Raw genomic sequence first — 15676 nt, forward strand, 5'->3', positions numbered from 1 at the left:
ATGGACGAAATAACAAAGGGAATTCTCAGTGCGATTTTTGGATCTGAATTTGCGCGATGGGCGACACGTTTTCGATACCCGATTGTGTTTCTTATTGGGGCGGTCGGTTCGGAAATTTATATGTTTGTTAGCATTGCAGCGGAGAAAGGGGCTCGCATCGCACTTAGCCTTATGCTTGGCAAGGCGCTAACTACTGTCGGCCTAATTTTTCCGGTTGTCATGGGGGTGATTGCGGTATTCATAACCTTTATGGCCTCTATAGGAATAGAAAACGAAAAGCGGAAAAAATAGATTTATTTGTTGAGTCGCAGTGCGAAGATAGGCAGAATCAGGGATTCGACAACGATGGAAATCACTAAACGGCTGACGGTCTTACCGATCACTGCCTTGGTATCGCTCGGAGTACACGCACAGCAAGCCCCGACACCGGCCGGCCAAGCTGCCGCCGCGCGTGCGAACGCGGAACAGGATCGACAAGCGCAGCAACAACGCGACGCGCAACAGCGTGACGCGGCGTTGCGCGCCCCGTCCATGCGGTCGGACGTTCCGCGTGCGGAAACGTATCCGCCGTTGCCGAGCGAACAACCGTGTTTCCGTATCGACGGCTTCGCGCTCGACGTACCGGATTCGTTTCCGGCCGCTGCGAAGTCGGCGGGCGCATCGGCACTGACGATGGATCGCTTCGCCTTCGAGCGCGAATGGCTCGGCCACTACGCCGGCCAGTGTGTCGGTAAGCAAGGCGTCGATACGATCGTCAAGGCGCTGTCTCGTGAAATCTTGGCGCGCGGCTACATCACGACGCGCGTGTTGCTGCCGGAACAGGATTTGGCGACCGGCACGCTGAAGCTTGCGTTGATTCCGGGCGTGATTCGGCATGTCCGTTTCACCGACGAGAAATTGCACGGCACATGGAAGACCGCGTTCCCGACCGGCGACGGCGAAGTGCTGAACCTGCGCGACCTTGAGCAAGGTCTGGAGCAGATGAAGCGCGTCACCAGTCAGGACGTATCGATGCAAATCGTTCCCGCTGACCAGCCGGGCGAAAGCGATGTGGTGCTGGACGTGAAACGCGGCAAGCCGTGGACCGTCGTCGCGTCGATCGACAATTCATGCACACGCATTAATCGCTCTCAACTCAATTCGTGGCGATCGAGTTATTGGATAAATCGAGCCAAGGATTTCGGGGGTCATTGATGGACGCCAAATTAGTATCTGCTATTGATGAACTTAAAATTTTATCGGCGGGGAAGCGCATAAAAATACCTGCGCCCGACGACGCCCTGATATCTGAATATGAAAAGGATGTGGGATTTTCGTTTTCCGAAGAATATAGATTGTTTTTAAAGGATGCGAGCACCATATTCTTTGAGGTCATGGAGCCGTTGGTGATTACCAGCGAAAGGAATGATCGCTGCGAATTGAGTTCAGCGATTCAAGAGGCACGGCAAATTGGTCTGCCGTTTGATTGGCTCCCGATCTGCGAGGACAACGGCGATTATTACTGCATCGTTCCGAGTAGGGAAATCCGATTTTGGTCGCCTGATGGGGTCACATCCGAATCGTGGGCTGGACTTGCTGAGTGGATAAATGACGTTTGGATTTCAAGGGGTTAAGAATACCCTTCGATATTAACTGGCATTTGTTGCCCGCCAGAAAATCCAATCTGATTTAATAATGAGAGCAACAATGCGGATCGCGGTCTTACCTCTAGCAGTCTTGGTATCGTTCGCAGCGCACGCGCAGCAGAGCCCGACGCCGGAAGATAGGGCCGCCGCCGCGCGTGCGAACGCGGATCAGGATCGACAAGCGCAGCAACAACGCGACGCGCAGCAGCGCGACTCAGCGTTGCGCGCCCCTTCCGTGCGGTCGGAAGTCCCGCGCGCTGAAACGTATCCGCCGTTGCCGAGCGAACAGCCGTGTTTCCGTATTGACCGCTTCGCGCTCGACGTGCCGGATTCATTGGCCGATGCCGCAAAGTCGGCCGGCGCTTCCGCACTGCCAATGGATCGCTTCGCTTTCGCGCGCGAATGGCTCGTCCACTACGCAGGCCAATGTATCGGCAAGCAAGGCGTCGATACGATCGTCAAGGCGTTGTCTCGGGAAATCTTGGCGCGCGGCTACATCACGACGCGCGTGTTGCTGCCGGAGTGGGGGCACAGCGCTTGAGCTTGGAATCGCGTCGTGGGGAAAAATATCCTTTGGCATCTCTCCGTTTAATCATGCTGTTCCGTTGAATAACCCGAAGAAATAGGATTCGATATGGTCGCACCAGGTGGTCCGGACGGAGAAACTTGGTCAAAAATGAGCAAGAGTTCTCGTAGAAATTACTGGATTCTTGAGATTGCATTTTGGTTTATTTTCGCTGGATTGTTGATTAAGAAATATGTATTTGATTGAGTGGCGATGAAAAGTGTCGCCCGAATAGGTTAAATAAGTCATTTAATAAAAATGAAAATTAAAAAACGGCTGACGGCCTTACCGATCACGGCCCTGCTATCGCTCGGGGTTCACGCACAACAGGCCCCTACGCCTGAAGATCGAGCTGCCGCTGCACGTGCAAATGCAGAACAAGACCGGCAAGCACAGCAGCAGCGCGACACGCAACAGCGTGACGCGGCGTTGCGCGCTCCCTCCGTTCGGTCGGAAGTACCGCGCGCCGAAACATATCCGGCGTTGCCGGGCGAACAACCGTGCTTTCGTATCGACCGCTTCGCGCTCGACGTGCCGGACTCATTGCCCGATGCCGCAAAGTCGGCAGGCGCTTCCGCACTGCCGATGGATCGCTTTGCCTTCGCGCGTGAATGGCTCGGCCACTACGCGGGCCAGTGCGTCGGAAAGCAAGGCATCGATACGATCGTTAGGGGCTTGTCGCGCGAAATCCTGACGCGAGGTTACATCACGACGCGCGTGTTGCTGCCCGAACAGGATTTGACGACCGGCACGCTGAAACTTGCGTTGATCCCCGGCGTGATCCGACACGTGCGCTTCGCCGACGAGAAATTGCGCGGCACCTGGAAGACCGCGTTTCCGACCGGTGACGGCGAAGTGTTGAACCTGCGCGACCTTGAGCAAGGTCTGGAGCAAATGAAGCGCGTAACCAGTCAGGACGTGTCGATGCAGATCGTTCCGGGTGACGTACCGGGCGAAAGCGATGTGGTGCTGGACGTGAAGCACGGCAAGCCGTGGACCGTCGTCGCGTCGATCGACAATTCAGGCACACGCGCAACGGGCAGATTGCAGGGCAATCTGTCGATCGGCATCGATAACCCGCTCGGCTTGAACGACGTGTTTAACGTCGGCGTCAGCCAAGACCTCGAGTTCGGCGACAAGCGCCTTGGGTCACACGGTTGGAACGGCTTCTATTCGATTCCGTGGGGCTACTGGACCGCAACGATTGCGGCGTACACGAATACCTACTATCAACAGATTGCCGGCGTGAACCAGACGTTCGTCGCAAGTGGCAATTCAAAGACACTGGATTTCAAACTGGCGCGCGTGCTGCTGCGCAGTCAGAACGACGTGCTCGGCGGGTACGTCCGCCTGTCGCGCCGCTTTGGGGAAAGCTTCATCGAAGACACGGAAATCACACAGCAGCGCCGCAACAACACGGTTATCGAACTCGGCCTGACCGATCGCCACTACTTCGACGGCGCGCAGTTCGACGGCACGCTCGCGTATCGTCAGGGCGTCGGCGGTCTCGGCGCACGGGACGACATACTCGCGGCCGGTGGCGGCCCAACTTACCGCTACAGGATGGCGGTACTGGATGCGAATCTGTCGGTGCCGTTTGCGATCGCCAAGCAGCCATTCCGCTACGTGACGAGCGTTCACGGTCAGTACACGGGTAACACGCTGTACTACATCGATGACCTGACCATCGGCAGCCGATACACGGTGCGAGGTTTTGACGGTGAAACGATGTTGGCGGCGGCGCGTGGCCTGTACTGGCGCAACGAATTGCAAATGCCTATCGGGCAGACCGGGCAAGCGATTTATGCCGGACTCGATTACGGCCGTGTATGGGGGCCGCAGCCGGTTGTGTTGGTTGGAACGCAACTGGCCGGTGCAGTGATCGGCGTGAAGGGGAGTGTGGGCACGCGATTTGGCGCCTATGCGTACGATCTCTTCGCGGGTACGCCGGTCTACAAGCCTTCAGGTTTTCCGACGGCACGCGTGACGCTCGGTTTTCAGGTGACAGCACAGTTCTGACGGGCTATGACACGCACGGCTGAAGAAGGATTCAAGCATAACTACACATCGAGAACGATGAAACTCACTAGCCATTTTCTTAACGGCGTGCTTCTTTTGGTCGGTGTCGCTGCGGCGAATGTGGCGCATGCTGAAACGGTGACACCTGAAAGCTTGTTCCACACTTTCTCCGCATGCGATCGCACTTTCTTTGAAAAATTGAACGCGGAACAGAAGGCGTGGGCGGCGTATATGCGCATCGGCACGCGCGGGAACGTCGCTTACCCCATAGTCCAGAATCGACTCCGCGAGGGGCAGCGCATCCAGATGTTCGAGAAGCCGATCAGCATGGCCGGCGTCGAATTGGTCGGCTACTATGACGAATCGTCGGAACTGGTCGGTATTGGCAAATTCGTGTACTGGGGCTTCATTGCGAACGGGGAGCAGGATGCAGTCGCCCGGAAGATCCGTCCGCACGTCGTCGATGGCGAACGTTTGATCAAGGATAGAGCTGGTCCTTGGGGACGAAGCGAGCGCCGCTATGTTGGCGATTCGCTTGACCAATGGAGGAAGGAGCAGATTGCGTCGGATTCGGTTCCAAAGGAGGGAACCGTGGAGCGTGTGCTGATCGTCGAAGGTGACGGGCCGATTGTCGGGCAAGGGCGCGTGGCCATCGAGTGCACGATGCAGGGCGCGCTTACGCCAGCACTTCTGGTACGGACTCGTCCCGACCTCGACGAGCGAGAGATGCCGTGATTCGCAATCTTCGCGTTGCGATGAGGATCGTTTCGATAGCGACGGTCGGGATCGTCGGTGGTGCGCTGTCCGCGTACGCGTCAGCAGCGGGCAGTCAGCCTGTCGATGGACTCGGAAAAATCGAGACTATCGCCGATTGCCGTGCGGCGATAGCGCGCTTGAAACCGGATGATTCAGCCGCGCAGATCGATGTTGCGTCACGCTGTCTTGCTTTGCCCGATTCCGGAATACTCGCGCGCGCATTGTTTCTACGGATTCGTGGCGAAGCGTATGCGGCCCAGCACGACCCGACTTCCGCAATTGCCAACCTGGAAGAAGCTTACCGATTGGTGCCGCCGAAAACCGGGTGGGAAGTCATTTCACTTGCGTCGGCGTATTACGACGCTGCGCGGTATGCTGATGAGGTTGCGCTCATTCAGGACGCCATGCGCAAGGAAATCGGCATGTCCGGGCGTGGCTCGGGCTTTGGCATGCCGCTCTATTATCATCTTGGTCGAGGCCTGGTCGCGCTGAAGCGAAACGAGGAAGCAATCGAAGCCTTGACAGCCGGAATTCCGGCGCAGCCCGATTTCCCATACGCGTACTGGTATCGGTCGCTCGCCTATGAGAACTTGCATGACGAAGAACACACCAAGGCCGATCTCGAACAGTTCGCGCGGTGGGTTCGGTCGGACAAACTGACGACCGACGAACAGTCGCGCTTGAAGCAGTACGGCATTCAGCGATAAGAAGCGCGATCGACCATACGCACGCCCTGTCGCTTGCCGGAGCCTCTTCGACCGGGACGGGTATGGAAGGAGTTCTCAGCAAACCACGGGTAGGAAACTATGCAACAGACACCAGAAGCAAATTGGATTTCGTTCATTCCGCTGCTGATTGCCTGCATCGGTGTAGCCTTCGCCGGCCACTACCTGGCGAAAGACAAAGGCCGACCGGTTCTGCGCTGGACGATCCTCTGCATCATTCCGTTCGTCAATTTCTACTGTCTTGCTTATCTGGTTGGATGCACGAACCTTCGACTCGAGGCGAAGCTCGACGCGATCTTGAAGGGGCAGCGGCCGAGTGCTGGCAAAGAGTAGTGTGTTGGTGAGGCATACGGAACGCTCATCGGAGAAAGTCTGACGATGGCTCGCAGGCAACGCGATACGATGACTAACGCGACACCGCTGAAACGTAGGCGCAGGAACTCTGACGAAGGATTCTCGTTTCCAGGTGAGATCGCGGCCAGACGTGAGTCGCTGCTGCTCACCGACCAATGGAGCGGTGAACAATTTTCTGCCGGTTTCATTGCGTATCCGGCCATGAATTCACGCACATTATGGCGGTTCTCCTGGCGATACGTCGGTACGGTGACTTCGGCCGTTTATTTGTAACCATTAACCAAAGCCGCATATATGCAGCTCACCGAACAACAGGTTCTGGCGCTGGCACCGGATAGCAGTTCGGCCGCGAATGGCAAGAAGCTCGCGCAGCCGAAGCAGTGGCCGATGCTTGGACGCAATGCTCGCGTGGTATGGGGAGAGTGCCAGGGGAGCGGCAAGAACCCCTATCAGGTCCGTGTGGATCTTGCCGATTTCGCGAGCAAGTGCTCGTGTCCCAGCTTCAAATTCCCTTGCAAGCATGCACTTGGCTTGTTGATCCTGATCGCCAACCAGCCCGATGCCGTTGCTACGGCCGACGAGCCCGAATGGGTCAGCGAATGGCTGGACAAGCGCGCGAACAATGCTGCCAAAAAGGAAGCGCGCGCGGCCGTTAAAGCCGATGCGCCGGTAGATGAAGCGGCGCAGCGAAAGAGAGCCGAGAAGCGTGAAACCCGCGTGCTCGACGGTATGGCCGGGTTGCAAGTCTGGCTGGAGGATTTGGTACGCAACGGTCTCGCGCGACTGCCGGCGCAGGGGCCCGCGTTCTGGGAGCAGATGGCCGCACGGTTGGTCGACGCACAAGCAACTGGCTTGGCGGCACGTGTGCGTGCGTTGGCGGAACTTCCAGGAGGCCGTGAAGATTGGCCCGAACAACTGCTCGCCGAACTCGGTCGCCTTGCGTTGGCGGTACGTGCGTACGAGCGAATCGATCAGCTCACGGTTGATCTGCAGCAGCAGTTGCGGCAATTGATCGGGTTCAGCGTGCGTGAAGAAGACGTGCTGGCCAGCGGCGAAGGGTTGCGTGATCGCTGGCACGTGATCGGACAAGTCGTCGACGCTGACGACCGTGTGCGGATACAGCGGACCTGGCTCTCCGGCGAGACGAGCGGTCGATATGCGCTGTTCATGCAGTTTGCCGTCGGTAACCAACCTTTTGCCGCGACGTGGCTGCCCGGCACCGCATTTGACGGTGAGTTGGCTTTCTGGCCAGGGACCGGATCGCAGCGCGCGATCCTTAAAGGTACTGCGACTCCGTTGCCGTCACCCGTTGCTTTCCCACGCGCTCAGGATCAGATCGGTCTGCTCGACGCCGCCGCGAATGCGCTGACGGCGAACCCTTGGCACGATCGCCTTGCAACCGTACTCGACGCGGTCGTGCCGGTGTACGCCGACGGTACATGGCATGCCGTCGCCCCGAGCGGGCATGGGCTACCTCTGCATGGCGGCAACCATTGGACATGGCTGGCGATTGCTGGCGGCCGCCCTCAGACCGTCGCGGTGGAGTGGGACGGTCGTGCGATTCGCCCTCTGGGCGCGTATGTCGATGGGCGCTATCAAACCCTGGCGGGAGGTGCGTGATGGAGGATCTCGTTCGTACCGCTCTCGTCGGAACGGCCAACGTGCCGCACGACGCACCCACGCTGGCAGAGATCGATGCGTTGTTGCCGGACGGTAGTCGCGAACGGCGCCTCTTGTTGCAGGCCGGCAGCCTTGCCGTTTACAGCGGGGCCGGACGGCTGCCACGTACGGCGAAAATGCCGGTCCCCGCGCCTGACGAAGTTGAACGGGAAACACCTGCGGTGCTCACGCCTTTGATCGCGTCCGCTATCGCGGACGAGATACCGGGACTAAGCGAATGGCTGGCGCCGCGCGTCGCGCAGGCTGGCTATCGGTTACCGCCAGCGCTATTGCCGGACGTGCTCGGCAAAGCCACGGCGTTGGCACATTGGCATAACGTCCTTGGCGAGCGTGGCCGATGGCTTGCATCACAGAACCCGGATTGGGATGTACGCGTGAAGAAGCTTGCGCCTCCTGATCCGGGCGAAGCTGGGTTGCTGCAGATATGGGAAGAGGGTGAGACAGATGCGCGTGTCGACGCGCTACGTGCGCTGCGTGGCATCGACGCCGCCAAAGCGCGTGACATGCTGGCCGATGTCTTGCCGAAGGAGAAGGCGGATCCACGCCAGCAATTCGTCAACGCGATGGCGGCCAATCTCGGCATGGACGATGAGTCGCTTCTGGAAAGTCTGCTCGACGATCGCGCACAAACGGTACGTATCGCGGCGGCAGACCTGCTCGCGCGATTACCGGGTTCTGCCTTCATGCGCCGCATGACGGCGCGGGCCAACGCCTGTGTGCGCTGGCAAGCGGCGCCGCCCGCCAATGGTGCAGTCGCAAGGTTCACTGCTTTCCTGGGCAAGCGCAACGACCCGGTATTGACCGTCGACATCCCCAACGAACTGCCGAAAGACTGGGTACGCGACGGCATCGTCGATGTGGCGAATCACGGGGAGGGCAAGCGCGCATCATGGTTGCGCCAGGTGCTGTCGCTCATTTCGCCCGCGCGCTGGACCGAGGCCGCGAGCAGCGAAGCGGAAGTACTGATTCCATTGATGGCGGGCAACGACTGGGCGGATCCATTGCTGTCCGGGTGCGCGGCCGCTGCGTGTCGTGCTGGCGATCACCAGTGGTCGGCGGCGTTCCTGCGATTTGCGCTGGGCAGCGACAAGCCATCGGCCCAACTGAACGCGCTGATACCCGCGTTGTGGGAGACTTCGCTTCCCGTCGTTTGCGAAAGCGAGCTGTGCCGCCAGCTTGCACTGGGCGAGGTCGACCTGGCTGCTGCATTCGCTCGTCGGCTGGATGCGCCATGGCCGACCGAGATCATCCGCACCTTCGCACGCACTTTTTTCTCGGACGCCAAACAAAGCCGAACGCCGGCAGACTTGATGCTGCGTTACGACCTGGCCGGTTTGGCACGGTTGGCCATATTGCGTGCAGCCGATGCCGACTTGATCCTTCTGTCACCTATCGTCGAACTGTATGCCGGCTGGCTTGGCGGCGTCTTCGCCGACCAGCCTCGAATGCTGGAACAGGCGCGTGAAATCGTCACGCTCATGCAAGCCAAACAAACCGTGATCAAGGAGATGCCGCTGTGAGCGACAACCTCAATACCGTGCTGCGCCAGCACGCCGAAACGCAATATGCCGAAGAGCTGACGGAACTGGCGCGCCATGACAAGCGTACCCGGCCGGCAAACTGGAAGCTGTCGCCGTGGGCGGTCAAGACTTACTTGCTGGGCGGGAAGCTCGACAATGGCTTCGAGATCACGCCGAAATACATCGGCAGCGGCCGACTGATGGAGATCGCCGTCGCTACGCTTGCGACCGACCGCGCATTGCTGCTCTACGGGGTGCCGGGCACCGCGAAGAGCTGGGTATCGGAGCATCTCGCGGCGGCAATCAGCGGCGATTCCACGTTGTTGATTCAGGGCACGGCTGGCACTGACGAGACGGCATTACGTTACGGTTGGAACTACGCACGCCTGTTGTCGGAGGGGCCGTCGGAGCAAGCATTGGTCCCCAGTCCGATGCTCAATGCGATGCGCGACGGCAAGCTGGCGCGGCTCGAAGAGATGACGCGTGTGCCGAGCGAGGTGCAGGACACGCTGATTACGCTTCTGTCGGAAAAGACCCTGCCGGTGCCGGAGCTCGGCATCGAAGTGCAGGCACAGCGCGGCTTCAACGTGATAGCGACGGCGAACAACCGAGACCGTGGCGTCAACGAGATGTCATCGGCCTTGATGCGCCGTTTCAACACGGTGATCCTGCCCACCCCGGAGACATTCGACGAGGAAGTGGCGATCGTCAGCCGCCGCGTTGTCGAACTGGGCCGGGCGCTGGCGTTGCCGGCCGAGAAGCCGGCGCTGGAGGAAGTTCGTCGTGTGGTGGCCGTGTTCCGGGAATTGCGCAATGGCCTGACCGAGGACGGGAAGACGAAACTCAAGACCCCCAGCGGAACGCTTTCGACCGCAGAAGCGATTTCGGTGCTGGGCCACGGCATGGCGGTGGCCGGCTACTACAGCGACGGCGTGTTGCGTGCCGCCGATCTGGCAGCGGGCCTGACCGGTGCGATCGTCAAGGACCCGGTGCAGGACAAGCTGGTGTGGATGGAATATCTCAAGACGGTCGTAAAGGAGCGCGACGACTGGAAGGATCTTTATCGCGCCTGCATGGAAACGGTCTGATGGCGGTTCGATACTACGGTATCCGTCACCATGGCCCCGGTTGTGCGCGCGCGCTACATGCCGCACTGGCGGTGCAACAGCCTGACGTCGTGTTGCTCGAAGGGCCGCCGGAAGCGGATGCCATCGTTGCGTTGGCGGGTGACGCCGCTATGCGGCCCCCCGTGGCATTACTCGTCTACCCGAGCGAAGCGCCGCGGCTGGGCGTGTTTTACCCGTTTGCCGAGTTTTCGCCGGAATGGCAGGCGATTCGTCATGCGACGACGCACAACGTGCCGCTGTGGTTCATGGATCTGCCCGCCACGCATGGTTTTGCAGAATCCCTCGCGCAAGAACCTGCAGCCGCCGAAGCGACGTCGAGGGCCGACGATATTGCGATCGATGCCGACGCGGAGGGTGCGGAGTGTCCGTCACCGGAGAAGCCGGAAGACGAATTGCCGCCGGCCTGGCGCATGGACCCGATCGGTGAACTGTCTCGCGCCGCAGGCTACGACGATCACGAATCGTGGTGGGAGGTCGAAGTCGAACAGCGTCGCGACGCCGGCGAGCTGTTTGCCGCCATCGAGGAGGCGATGGTCGCGCTGCGCGAGCACGCCCCGGTGCCCCCGCCGCGCGAAGCGCGACGTGAAGCTCATATGCGCATGCGAGTGCGCGAAGCGCAAAGGGCCGGTTATCAGAACATCGCTGTCGTGTGCGGCGCCTGGCACGTTCCGGCATTGACGCAGGCTGCCAGGGTCAAGGACGACACGGCGCTGCTCAAGGGCTTGCCCAAGACCCGGACAGAAGCGACCTGGGTACCGTGGAGCGATGACCGTCTGAGTTATGCCGGCGGGTACGGCGCGGGTGTCGAATCACCGGGCTGGTATCGTCACCTGTGGCGAAACCCGGACTCCGCTGGCTTGCGTTGGGTGACCGAAAGCGCGCGCTTGATGCGCGCGGAAGGGCTGGATGCGCCGTCCGCGAGCGTGATTGAAACCGTACGCCTGGCCGATGCGCTCGCTGCGATGCGAGATTTGCCGCTGCCGGGGCTGGCCGAGCAACGTGAAGCGATGATGACCGTACTTTGTCACGGTCAAGCCGAGCCATTGTCGTTGATCCGTCGCAAGCTCGAAATCGGTGAACAACTGGGCTCGGTGCCGGAATCTGTCGTGGCGGCACCGCTGCAGCGGGATCTTGAGGCATGTCAAAAGCGCCTGCGCCTCAAACCGACGACCGAGATCAAGCAGATTGATCTCGATCTGCGCGAAGAGGGCGGTCGACAGCGCAGCTTGCTGCTGCATCGCCTCAATCTGCTTGGCGTGGGCTGGGGCACGCTGCTGCGAGACAACAATCGCACCGGCACTTTCCGTGAAGCGTGGGAACTGCGCTGGCAGCCGGACATGGTAGTCGCACTCATTGCGACCAGTCGCTACGGCAATACGATCGAGGATGCCGCTACGCACCGCCTGTGCGAAAGCGCGCGTGCGGGCGCGGAATTGCCGCAACTCACCGGAATGCTCGACCAGGCCGTGCTCGCACGACTTCCTGCCGCTATCGATGTTCTGCTTGCCTGTGTACAGACGCAGGCGGCCGTCGCGGCCAATCTGGCGCATCTGATGACTGCGTTGCCGCCATTGGCGCGTGTGGTCCGATATGGTGACGTGCGAGGAACCACCGTTGCGGACCTGCGACCCATCGTCGAAGGGCTGGTTGAACGTATCGTCGTCGGGCTCGCGGCAGCCGCAAGCCATATAGACGAAGCTGCTGCCACCGGGATGCTGGCGCATATCGATGGCGTGCAGGGCGCGCTCGATACGCTGGACATTGCAGCATTGCGCGACGACTGGCTCGACTGCCTGGTCAACCTGACTGCAGGCGATGCCGTTGCCCCCGCAGTGCGCGGCTTCGCACTGCGTCTGGCCTTCGACCGTCAACGTGTCGATGCAGAGGAACTCGCGCGCCATGCTGGCCTCGCGCTTGCCGCCGCTGTTCCGCCGGCCGACGCTACCGGCTGGCTGACCGGACTCCTGCGCGGAAGCGGGCTGTTGCTGCTGCAACACGATGCGCTCTGGCGCGTTATCGACGCGTGGCTTGCGGGTCTCGCCCACGACGTCTTTCTTGAACGTCTGCCGCTGCTGCGCCGCGCGTTCGCCGACTTCCACGCTGCCGAGCGGCGCGAAATGGGCAGCAAGGTTCGGCGACTGGACGCGCCCGTCGTCGCGGCAGCCGCCGTCGTCGAACTCGACCATACACGGGCTGCCCGCGTGCTGCCGGTACTCGCCGCCATCCTGGGGAAATGACATGAGCGTCAACACGGATCTCGAAACCGACCGCATGCAGCGCTGGCGCCTGGTTCTGGGCAGTGATGCGCAGGAAAGCTGCGGTGCGACGTTGCCCACGGAGCTCATCCGTGCCGACAATGCCCTTGCAGCGCTATATGACAGCGATCGCCAGGGCAACCTTGGTGCCAGTAGTCCGAATGTCGCGCGTTGGCTGGGCGATATTCGCGAGTTTTTTCCAACATCCGTAGTACAGGTCATGCAGCAGGATGCGTTGGAGCGCCTGAACCTGCGCAAGATGCTGCTGGAACCGGAACTGCTCGAGTCGGTGGAACCGGATGTGCATCTGGTTGCCAGCCTGATGTCATTGTCGCGCGTGATGCCGGCCAAAACCCGGGAGACCGCGCGCAGGGTGGTGCGGCGTGTGGTCGAGGAACTGGAGCGCCGTCTGGCCGAGCCGATGCGCCAGGCGATACGGGGCAGTCTCAACCGTGCAGAACGCAACCACAGGCCGCGCTTGAACGAAATTGACTGGCACCGCACGATCCGCGCCAACCTGTCGCGTTATTTGCCCAAACAGCGGACGGTGATTGCAGAAAAACTGGTGGGCTATGCGCGAAAGCGTTCGGCGCTGCGCGACGTTGTTCTCTGTGTGGATCAGAGCGGATCGATGGCTGCATCGGTGGTCTACGCCGGGGTGTTCGCCGCTGTCATGGCATCACTACGCGCGGTACGTACCCGCATGGTCGTGTTCGACACCAACGTCGTCGACTTGACCGACGAAGCGGGCGACCCCGTCGATCTACTGTTCGGCGTGCAACTGGGCGGCGGTACCGACATCAACCGCGCGTTAGGCTACTGCCAGCAGGTGATCAACCGTCCGGAGCAAACCATCCTCGTGTTGATCACGGATTTATACGAAGGCGGCAATCAGCAAGAGATGCTGCAGCGTGCCGCAACGCTCAAGGCCGCCGGCGTCAACGTCATCTGCCTGCTGGCGCTGGCCGACAATGGCGCGCCTGGTTACGATCACCAGAATGCGGCCCGCTTCGCCGCGCTTGGCATTCCCGCCTTTGCCTGCACACCCGACAGATTCCCGGAATTGATGGCTGCCGCGATCCAGAAGCAGGACATTGCGCTCTGGGCTGCTCAGCAGGGTTTTGTTACCAATCGCACGGACGGTTGAGAAGGCGTCGAGGCAATCCCCTCGAAGATCTTCGAGGGCCCGCCGCGCGTTACCCAAGCCCATCACTCCACCGTCACCGATTTCGCCAGATTCCTCGGCTTGTCGATATCCGCGCCGCGCAGACACGCCGCGTGATACGCAAGCAACTGTAACGGCACCACATGCAGGATCGGCGACAGCAGCCCGTAGTAATCCGGCATCCGCAGCACCGACACGCCTTCGCTGTTGTCGATCCGCGTATCCGCATCGGCGAACACGTAAAGCTGCCCGCCGCGCGCCCTCACTTCCTGCATGTTCGACTTCAGCTTTTCGAGCAGCGCGTCGTTAGGCGCGATCGTCGCAACGGGCATCGTGTGGGTCACGAGCGCCAGCGGGCCGTGCTTCAGTTCGCCCGCGGGATACGCTTCCGCGTGGATATACGAAATCTCCTTCAGCTTCAGCGCGCCTTCGAGCGCGATCGGGTAATGCAGCCCGCGCCCGAGAAACAGCGCATTTTCGTGCTGCGCGAATTCAGCCGCCCAGCGCTCGATCTGCGGCTCCAGCCCGAGCACGTCTTCGAGCGCGCCGGGCAGCCGCCGTAACTGCGTCGTATAGCGCGCGAGCTGCGCGTCGTCGACGTAGCCGCGCAGCCGCCCGAGCGTCACGGCGAGAATGAACAGCGCGACGAGCTGCGTCGTGAACGCCTTGGTCGACGCGACGCCGATTTCCGGGCCGGCCCGCGTCAGGAACCGCAGGCTGGTCTGACGCATCATCGCGCTGGTCGGCACGTTGCAGATCGCCAGCGTGTCGATATGGCCAAGCGCCTGCGCGTACTTGAGCGCGGCGAGCGTGTCGGCGGTCTCGCCGGATTGCGACACGCTCACCACCAGCGTGTTCGGTGTCGCGAGCGCGTCGCTGTAACGGTATTCGCTCGCGATCTCGACCTGCGCGGGCACGCGTGCGATCGTTTCGAGCCAGCGGCGCGCGGTCAGTCCGGAATAATGACTCGTGCCGCACGCGAGAATCAGTACGTTGTCGATCTGTTCGAATGCCCGCGCGGCGTCCGGGCCGAATACCCCCGGATCGAACAGCCCCGCATCCGGGATGGTCGCGGCCACGGCCTGCGGTTGCTCGAAGATCTCCTTCTGCATGAAGTGCCGGTACGGCCCGAGTTCGACCACGCCCTGCGCGGAGGAGACGGTCTGGACCGCACGCTCGACCGGCGCGCCGCAGCGATCGAGCACGCGCACGCCTCCCGGCGTCAGCTCGACGATGTCGCCTTCCTCGAGGAAGATGAAGCGGTCGGTGATGCCGGCGAGCGCGAGCGCGTCGGACGCGAGAAAGCATTCGCCGTCCTTCACGCCGACGACGAGCGGTGAGCCGACCCGCGCGCCGATCAGCCGCTGCGGCTCGTGCTTGCTGAACACCGCGATCGCGTACGCACCGTGAAGCTGCGACGTCGCATCGCGTACGGCGGCGAGCAGGTCGCCGCGATACTTGCTGTGGATCAGGTGGGCGACGACTTCGGTGTCGGTCTGTCCGTCGAATTCGTAGTGCTCGTCGGTAAGTTGCTTGCGCAACGTTTCGTGATTCTCGATGATGCCGTTGTGAACGAGTGCAATTTCATCGCGCGAGAAGATCGGATGCGCGTTGCAGGTTGCAGGCGCGCCATGCGTTGCCCAGCGCGTATGCGCGATGCCGGTGCTGCCGGTCAGGCCGGCGCTGCGCACGTGTGCGTCGAGATCGGCGACGCGCGACACGCTGCGCTCGCGGCGCGCCTGGCCGTTGACGACCGTTGCGACGCCGCATGAATCGTAGCCGCGATATTCGAGGCGGCGCAAACCTTCAATCAGAATCGGGACGATGTCCCGTTGCGCGACCGCGCCGACGATGCCACACATGACACGTCTCCTTCCCTGTGACT

At 61.1% G+C, this 15676-nt stretch carries 12 protein-coding genes and 2 pseudogenes; 13 read left to right on the top strand and 1 reads right to left on the bottom strand.

The annotated features are described in order from the left end of the window. The 13 genes and pseudogenes from LXM88_RS11750 (at nucleotide 1) to LXM88_RS11810 (ending at nucleotide 13773) form a co-directional block, all read left to right on the top strand. Nucleotides 1-291: a hypothetical protein gene (locus tag LXM88_RS11750; RefSeq protein WP_262542455.1), complete on the top strand. Its 291-nt coding sequence runs from the start codon at nucleotides 1-3 to the stop codon at nucleotides 289-291. Nucleotides 292-345: 54 nt separating this feature from the next. Continuing rightward, nucleotides 346-1119 (top strand): annotated as a pseudogene (locus LXM88_RS11755) (POTRA domain-containing protein); the annotation flags it as partial. A gap of 74 nt (nucleotides 1120-1193) precedes the next feature. Then, complete coding sequence (locus LXM88_RS11760) at nucleotides 1194-1613, top strand: SMI1/KNR4 family protein (RefSeq protein ID WP_262542456.1); 420 nt, start codon at nucleotides 1194-1196, stop codon at nucleotides 1611-1613. A gap of 73 nt (nucleotides 1614-1686) precedes the next feature. Next, nucleotides 1687-2148: pseudogene (locus tag LXM88_RS11765) on the top strand (POTRA domain-containing protein); the annotation flags it as partial. Nucleotides 2149-2448: 300 nt separating this feature from the next. Continuing rightward, nucleotides 2449-4209: a ShlB/FhaC/HecB family hemolysin secretion/activation protein gene (locus LXM88_RS11770; RefSeq protein WP_262542457.1), complete on the top strand. Its 1761-nt coding sequence runs from the start codon at nucleotides 2449-2451 to the stop codon at nucleotides 4207-4209. Between the two features lie 57 nt (nucleotides 4210-4266). Further along, the gene (locus LXM88_RS11775; protein ID WP_262542458.1) at nucleotides 4267-4944 is read left to right on the top strand and encodes a hypothetical protein; all 678 of its coding nucleotides are present in this window, start codon (nucleotides 4267-4269) and stop codon (nucleotides 4942-4944) included. Beyond that, entirely contained in the window at nucleotides 4941-5672 is a 732-nt protein-coding gene (locus tag LXM88_RS11780) for a tetratricopeptide repeat protein (protein WP_262542459.1), read from the top strand. Before LXM88_RS11775 ends, LXM88_RS11780 begins: the two co-directional genes overlap by 4 nt. A gap of 99 nt (nucleotides 5673-5771) precedes the next feature. Next, nucleotides 5772-6023 (top strand): hypothetical protein, encoded by a 252-nt coding sequence (locus LXM88_RS11785; RefSeq protein WP_262542460.1) that lies wholly within the window; start codon nucleotides 5772-5774, stop codon nucleotides 6021-6023. A 315-nt stretch (nucleotides 6024-6338) separates the two neighbouring features. Next, nucleotides 6339-7664, top strand: coding sequence for an SWIM zinc finger family protein (locus tag LXM88_RS11790; RefSeq protein ID WP_262542461.1), 1326 nt, complete (start codon nucleotides 6339-6341; stop codon nucleotides 7662-7664). Further along, a complete protein-coding gene (locus LXM88_RS11795) occupies nucleotides 7664-9244 on the top strand; it encodes a DUF5691 domain-containing protein (protein WP_262542462.1) in 1581 nt (526 codons plus the stop codon). Before LXM88_RS11790 ends, LXM88_RS11795 begins: the two co-directional genes overlap by 1 nt. Next, nucleotides 9241-10332, top strand: coding sequence for an ATP-binding protein (locus LXM88_RS11800; protein WP_262542463.1), 1092 nt, complete (start codon nucleotides 9241-9243; stop codon nucleotides 10330-10332). The genes LXM88_RS11795 and LXM88_RS11800 overlap by 4 nt, the downstream gene beginning before the upstream one ends. Beyond that, nucleotides 10332-12608 (top strand): DUF5682 family protein, encoded by a 2277-nt coding sequence (locus LXM88_RS11805; RefSeq protein ID WP_262542464.1) that lies wholly within the window; start codon nucleotides 10332-10334, stop codon nucleotides 12606-12608. Before LXM88_RS11800 ends, LXM88_RS11805 begins: the two co-directional genes overlap by 1 nt. 1 nt (nucleotide 12609) lies before the next feature. Then, a complete protein-coding gene (locus tag LXM88_RS11810; RefSeq protein WP_262542465.1) occupies nucleotides 12610-13773 on the top strand; it encodes a vWA domain-containing protein in 1164 nt (387 codons plus the stop codon). Between the two features lie 62 nt (nucleotides 13774-13835). Here the strand turns inward: LXM88_RS11810 and glmS are convergent, their stop codons facing one another. Next, on the bottom strand, nucleotides 13836-15653 hold the full coding sequence (gene glmS / locus LXM88_RS11815) for a glutamine--fructose-6-phosphate transaminase (isomerizing) (protein ID WP_262542466.1): 1818 nt from the start codon (nucleotides 15651-15653) through the stop codon (nucleotides 13836-13838). Nucleotides 15654-15676 lie beyond the last annotated feature (23 nt).

Origin of the sequence: Burkholderia sp. S-53, from assembly GCF_025560745.1 — a bacterium.
Lineage (GTDB): Bacteria > Pseudomonadota > Gammaproteobacteria > Burkholderiales > Burkholderiaceae > Burkholderia > Burkholderia pyrrocinia.

Bases quoted from the DNA above. Each gene is read 5' to 3' on its own strand.
- LXM88_RS11805 (WP_262542464.1), top strand. From the start codon at position 10,332: ATGGCGGTTCGATACTACGGTATCCGTCACCATGGCCCCGGTTGTGCG.
- LXM88_RS11770 (WP_262542457.1), top strand. From the start codon at position 2,449: ATGAAAATTAAAAAACGGCTGACGGCCTTACCGATCACGGCCCTGCTA.
- LXM88_RS11790 (WP_262542461.1), top strand. From the start codon at position 6,339: ATGCAGCTCACCGAACAACAGGTTCTGGCGCTGGCACCGGATAGCAGT.
- glmS (WP_262542466.1), bottom strand. From the start codon at position 15,653: ATGTGTGGCATCGTCGGCGCGGTCGCGCAACGGGACATCGTCCCGATT.
- LXM88_RS11775 (WP_262542458.1), top strand. From the start codon at position 4,267: ATGAAACTCACTAGCCATTTTCTTAACGGCGTGCTTCTTTTGGTCGGT.
- LXM88_RS11750 (WP_262542455.1), top strand. From the start codon at position 1: ATGGACGAAATAACAAAGGGAATTCTCAGTGCGATTTTTGGATCTGAA.
- LXM88_RS11795 (WP_262542462.1), top strand. From the start codon at position 7,664: ATGGAGGATCTCGTTCGTACCGCTCTCGTCGGAACGGCCAACGTGCCG.
- LXM88_RS11785 (WP_262542460.1), top strand. From the start codon at position 5,772: ATGCAACAGACACCAGAAGCAAATTGGATTTCGTTCATTCCGCTGCTG.
- LXM88_RS11760 (WP_262542456.1), top strand. From the start codon at position 1,194: ATGGACGCCAAATTAGTATCTGCTATTGATGAACTTAAAATTTTATCG.
- LXM88_RS11810 (WP_262542465.1), top strand. From the start codon at position 12,610: ATGAGCGTCAACACGGATCTCGAAACCGACCGCATGCAGCGCTGGCGC.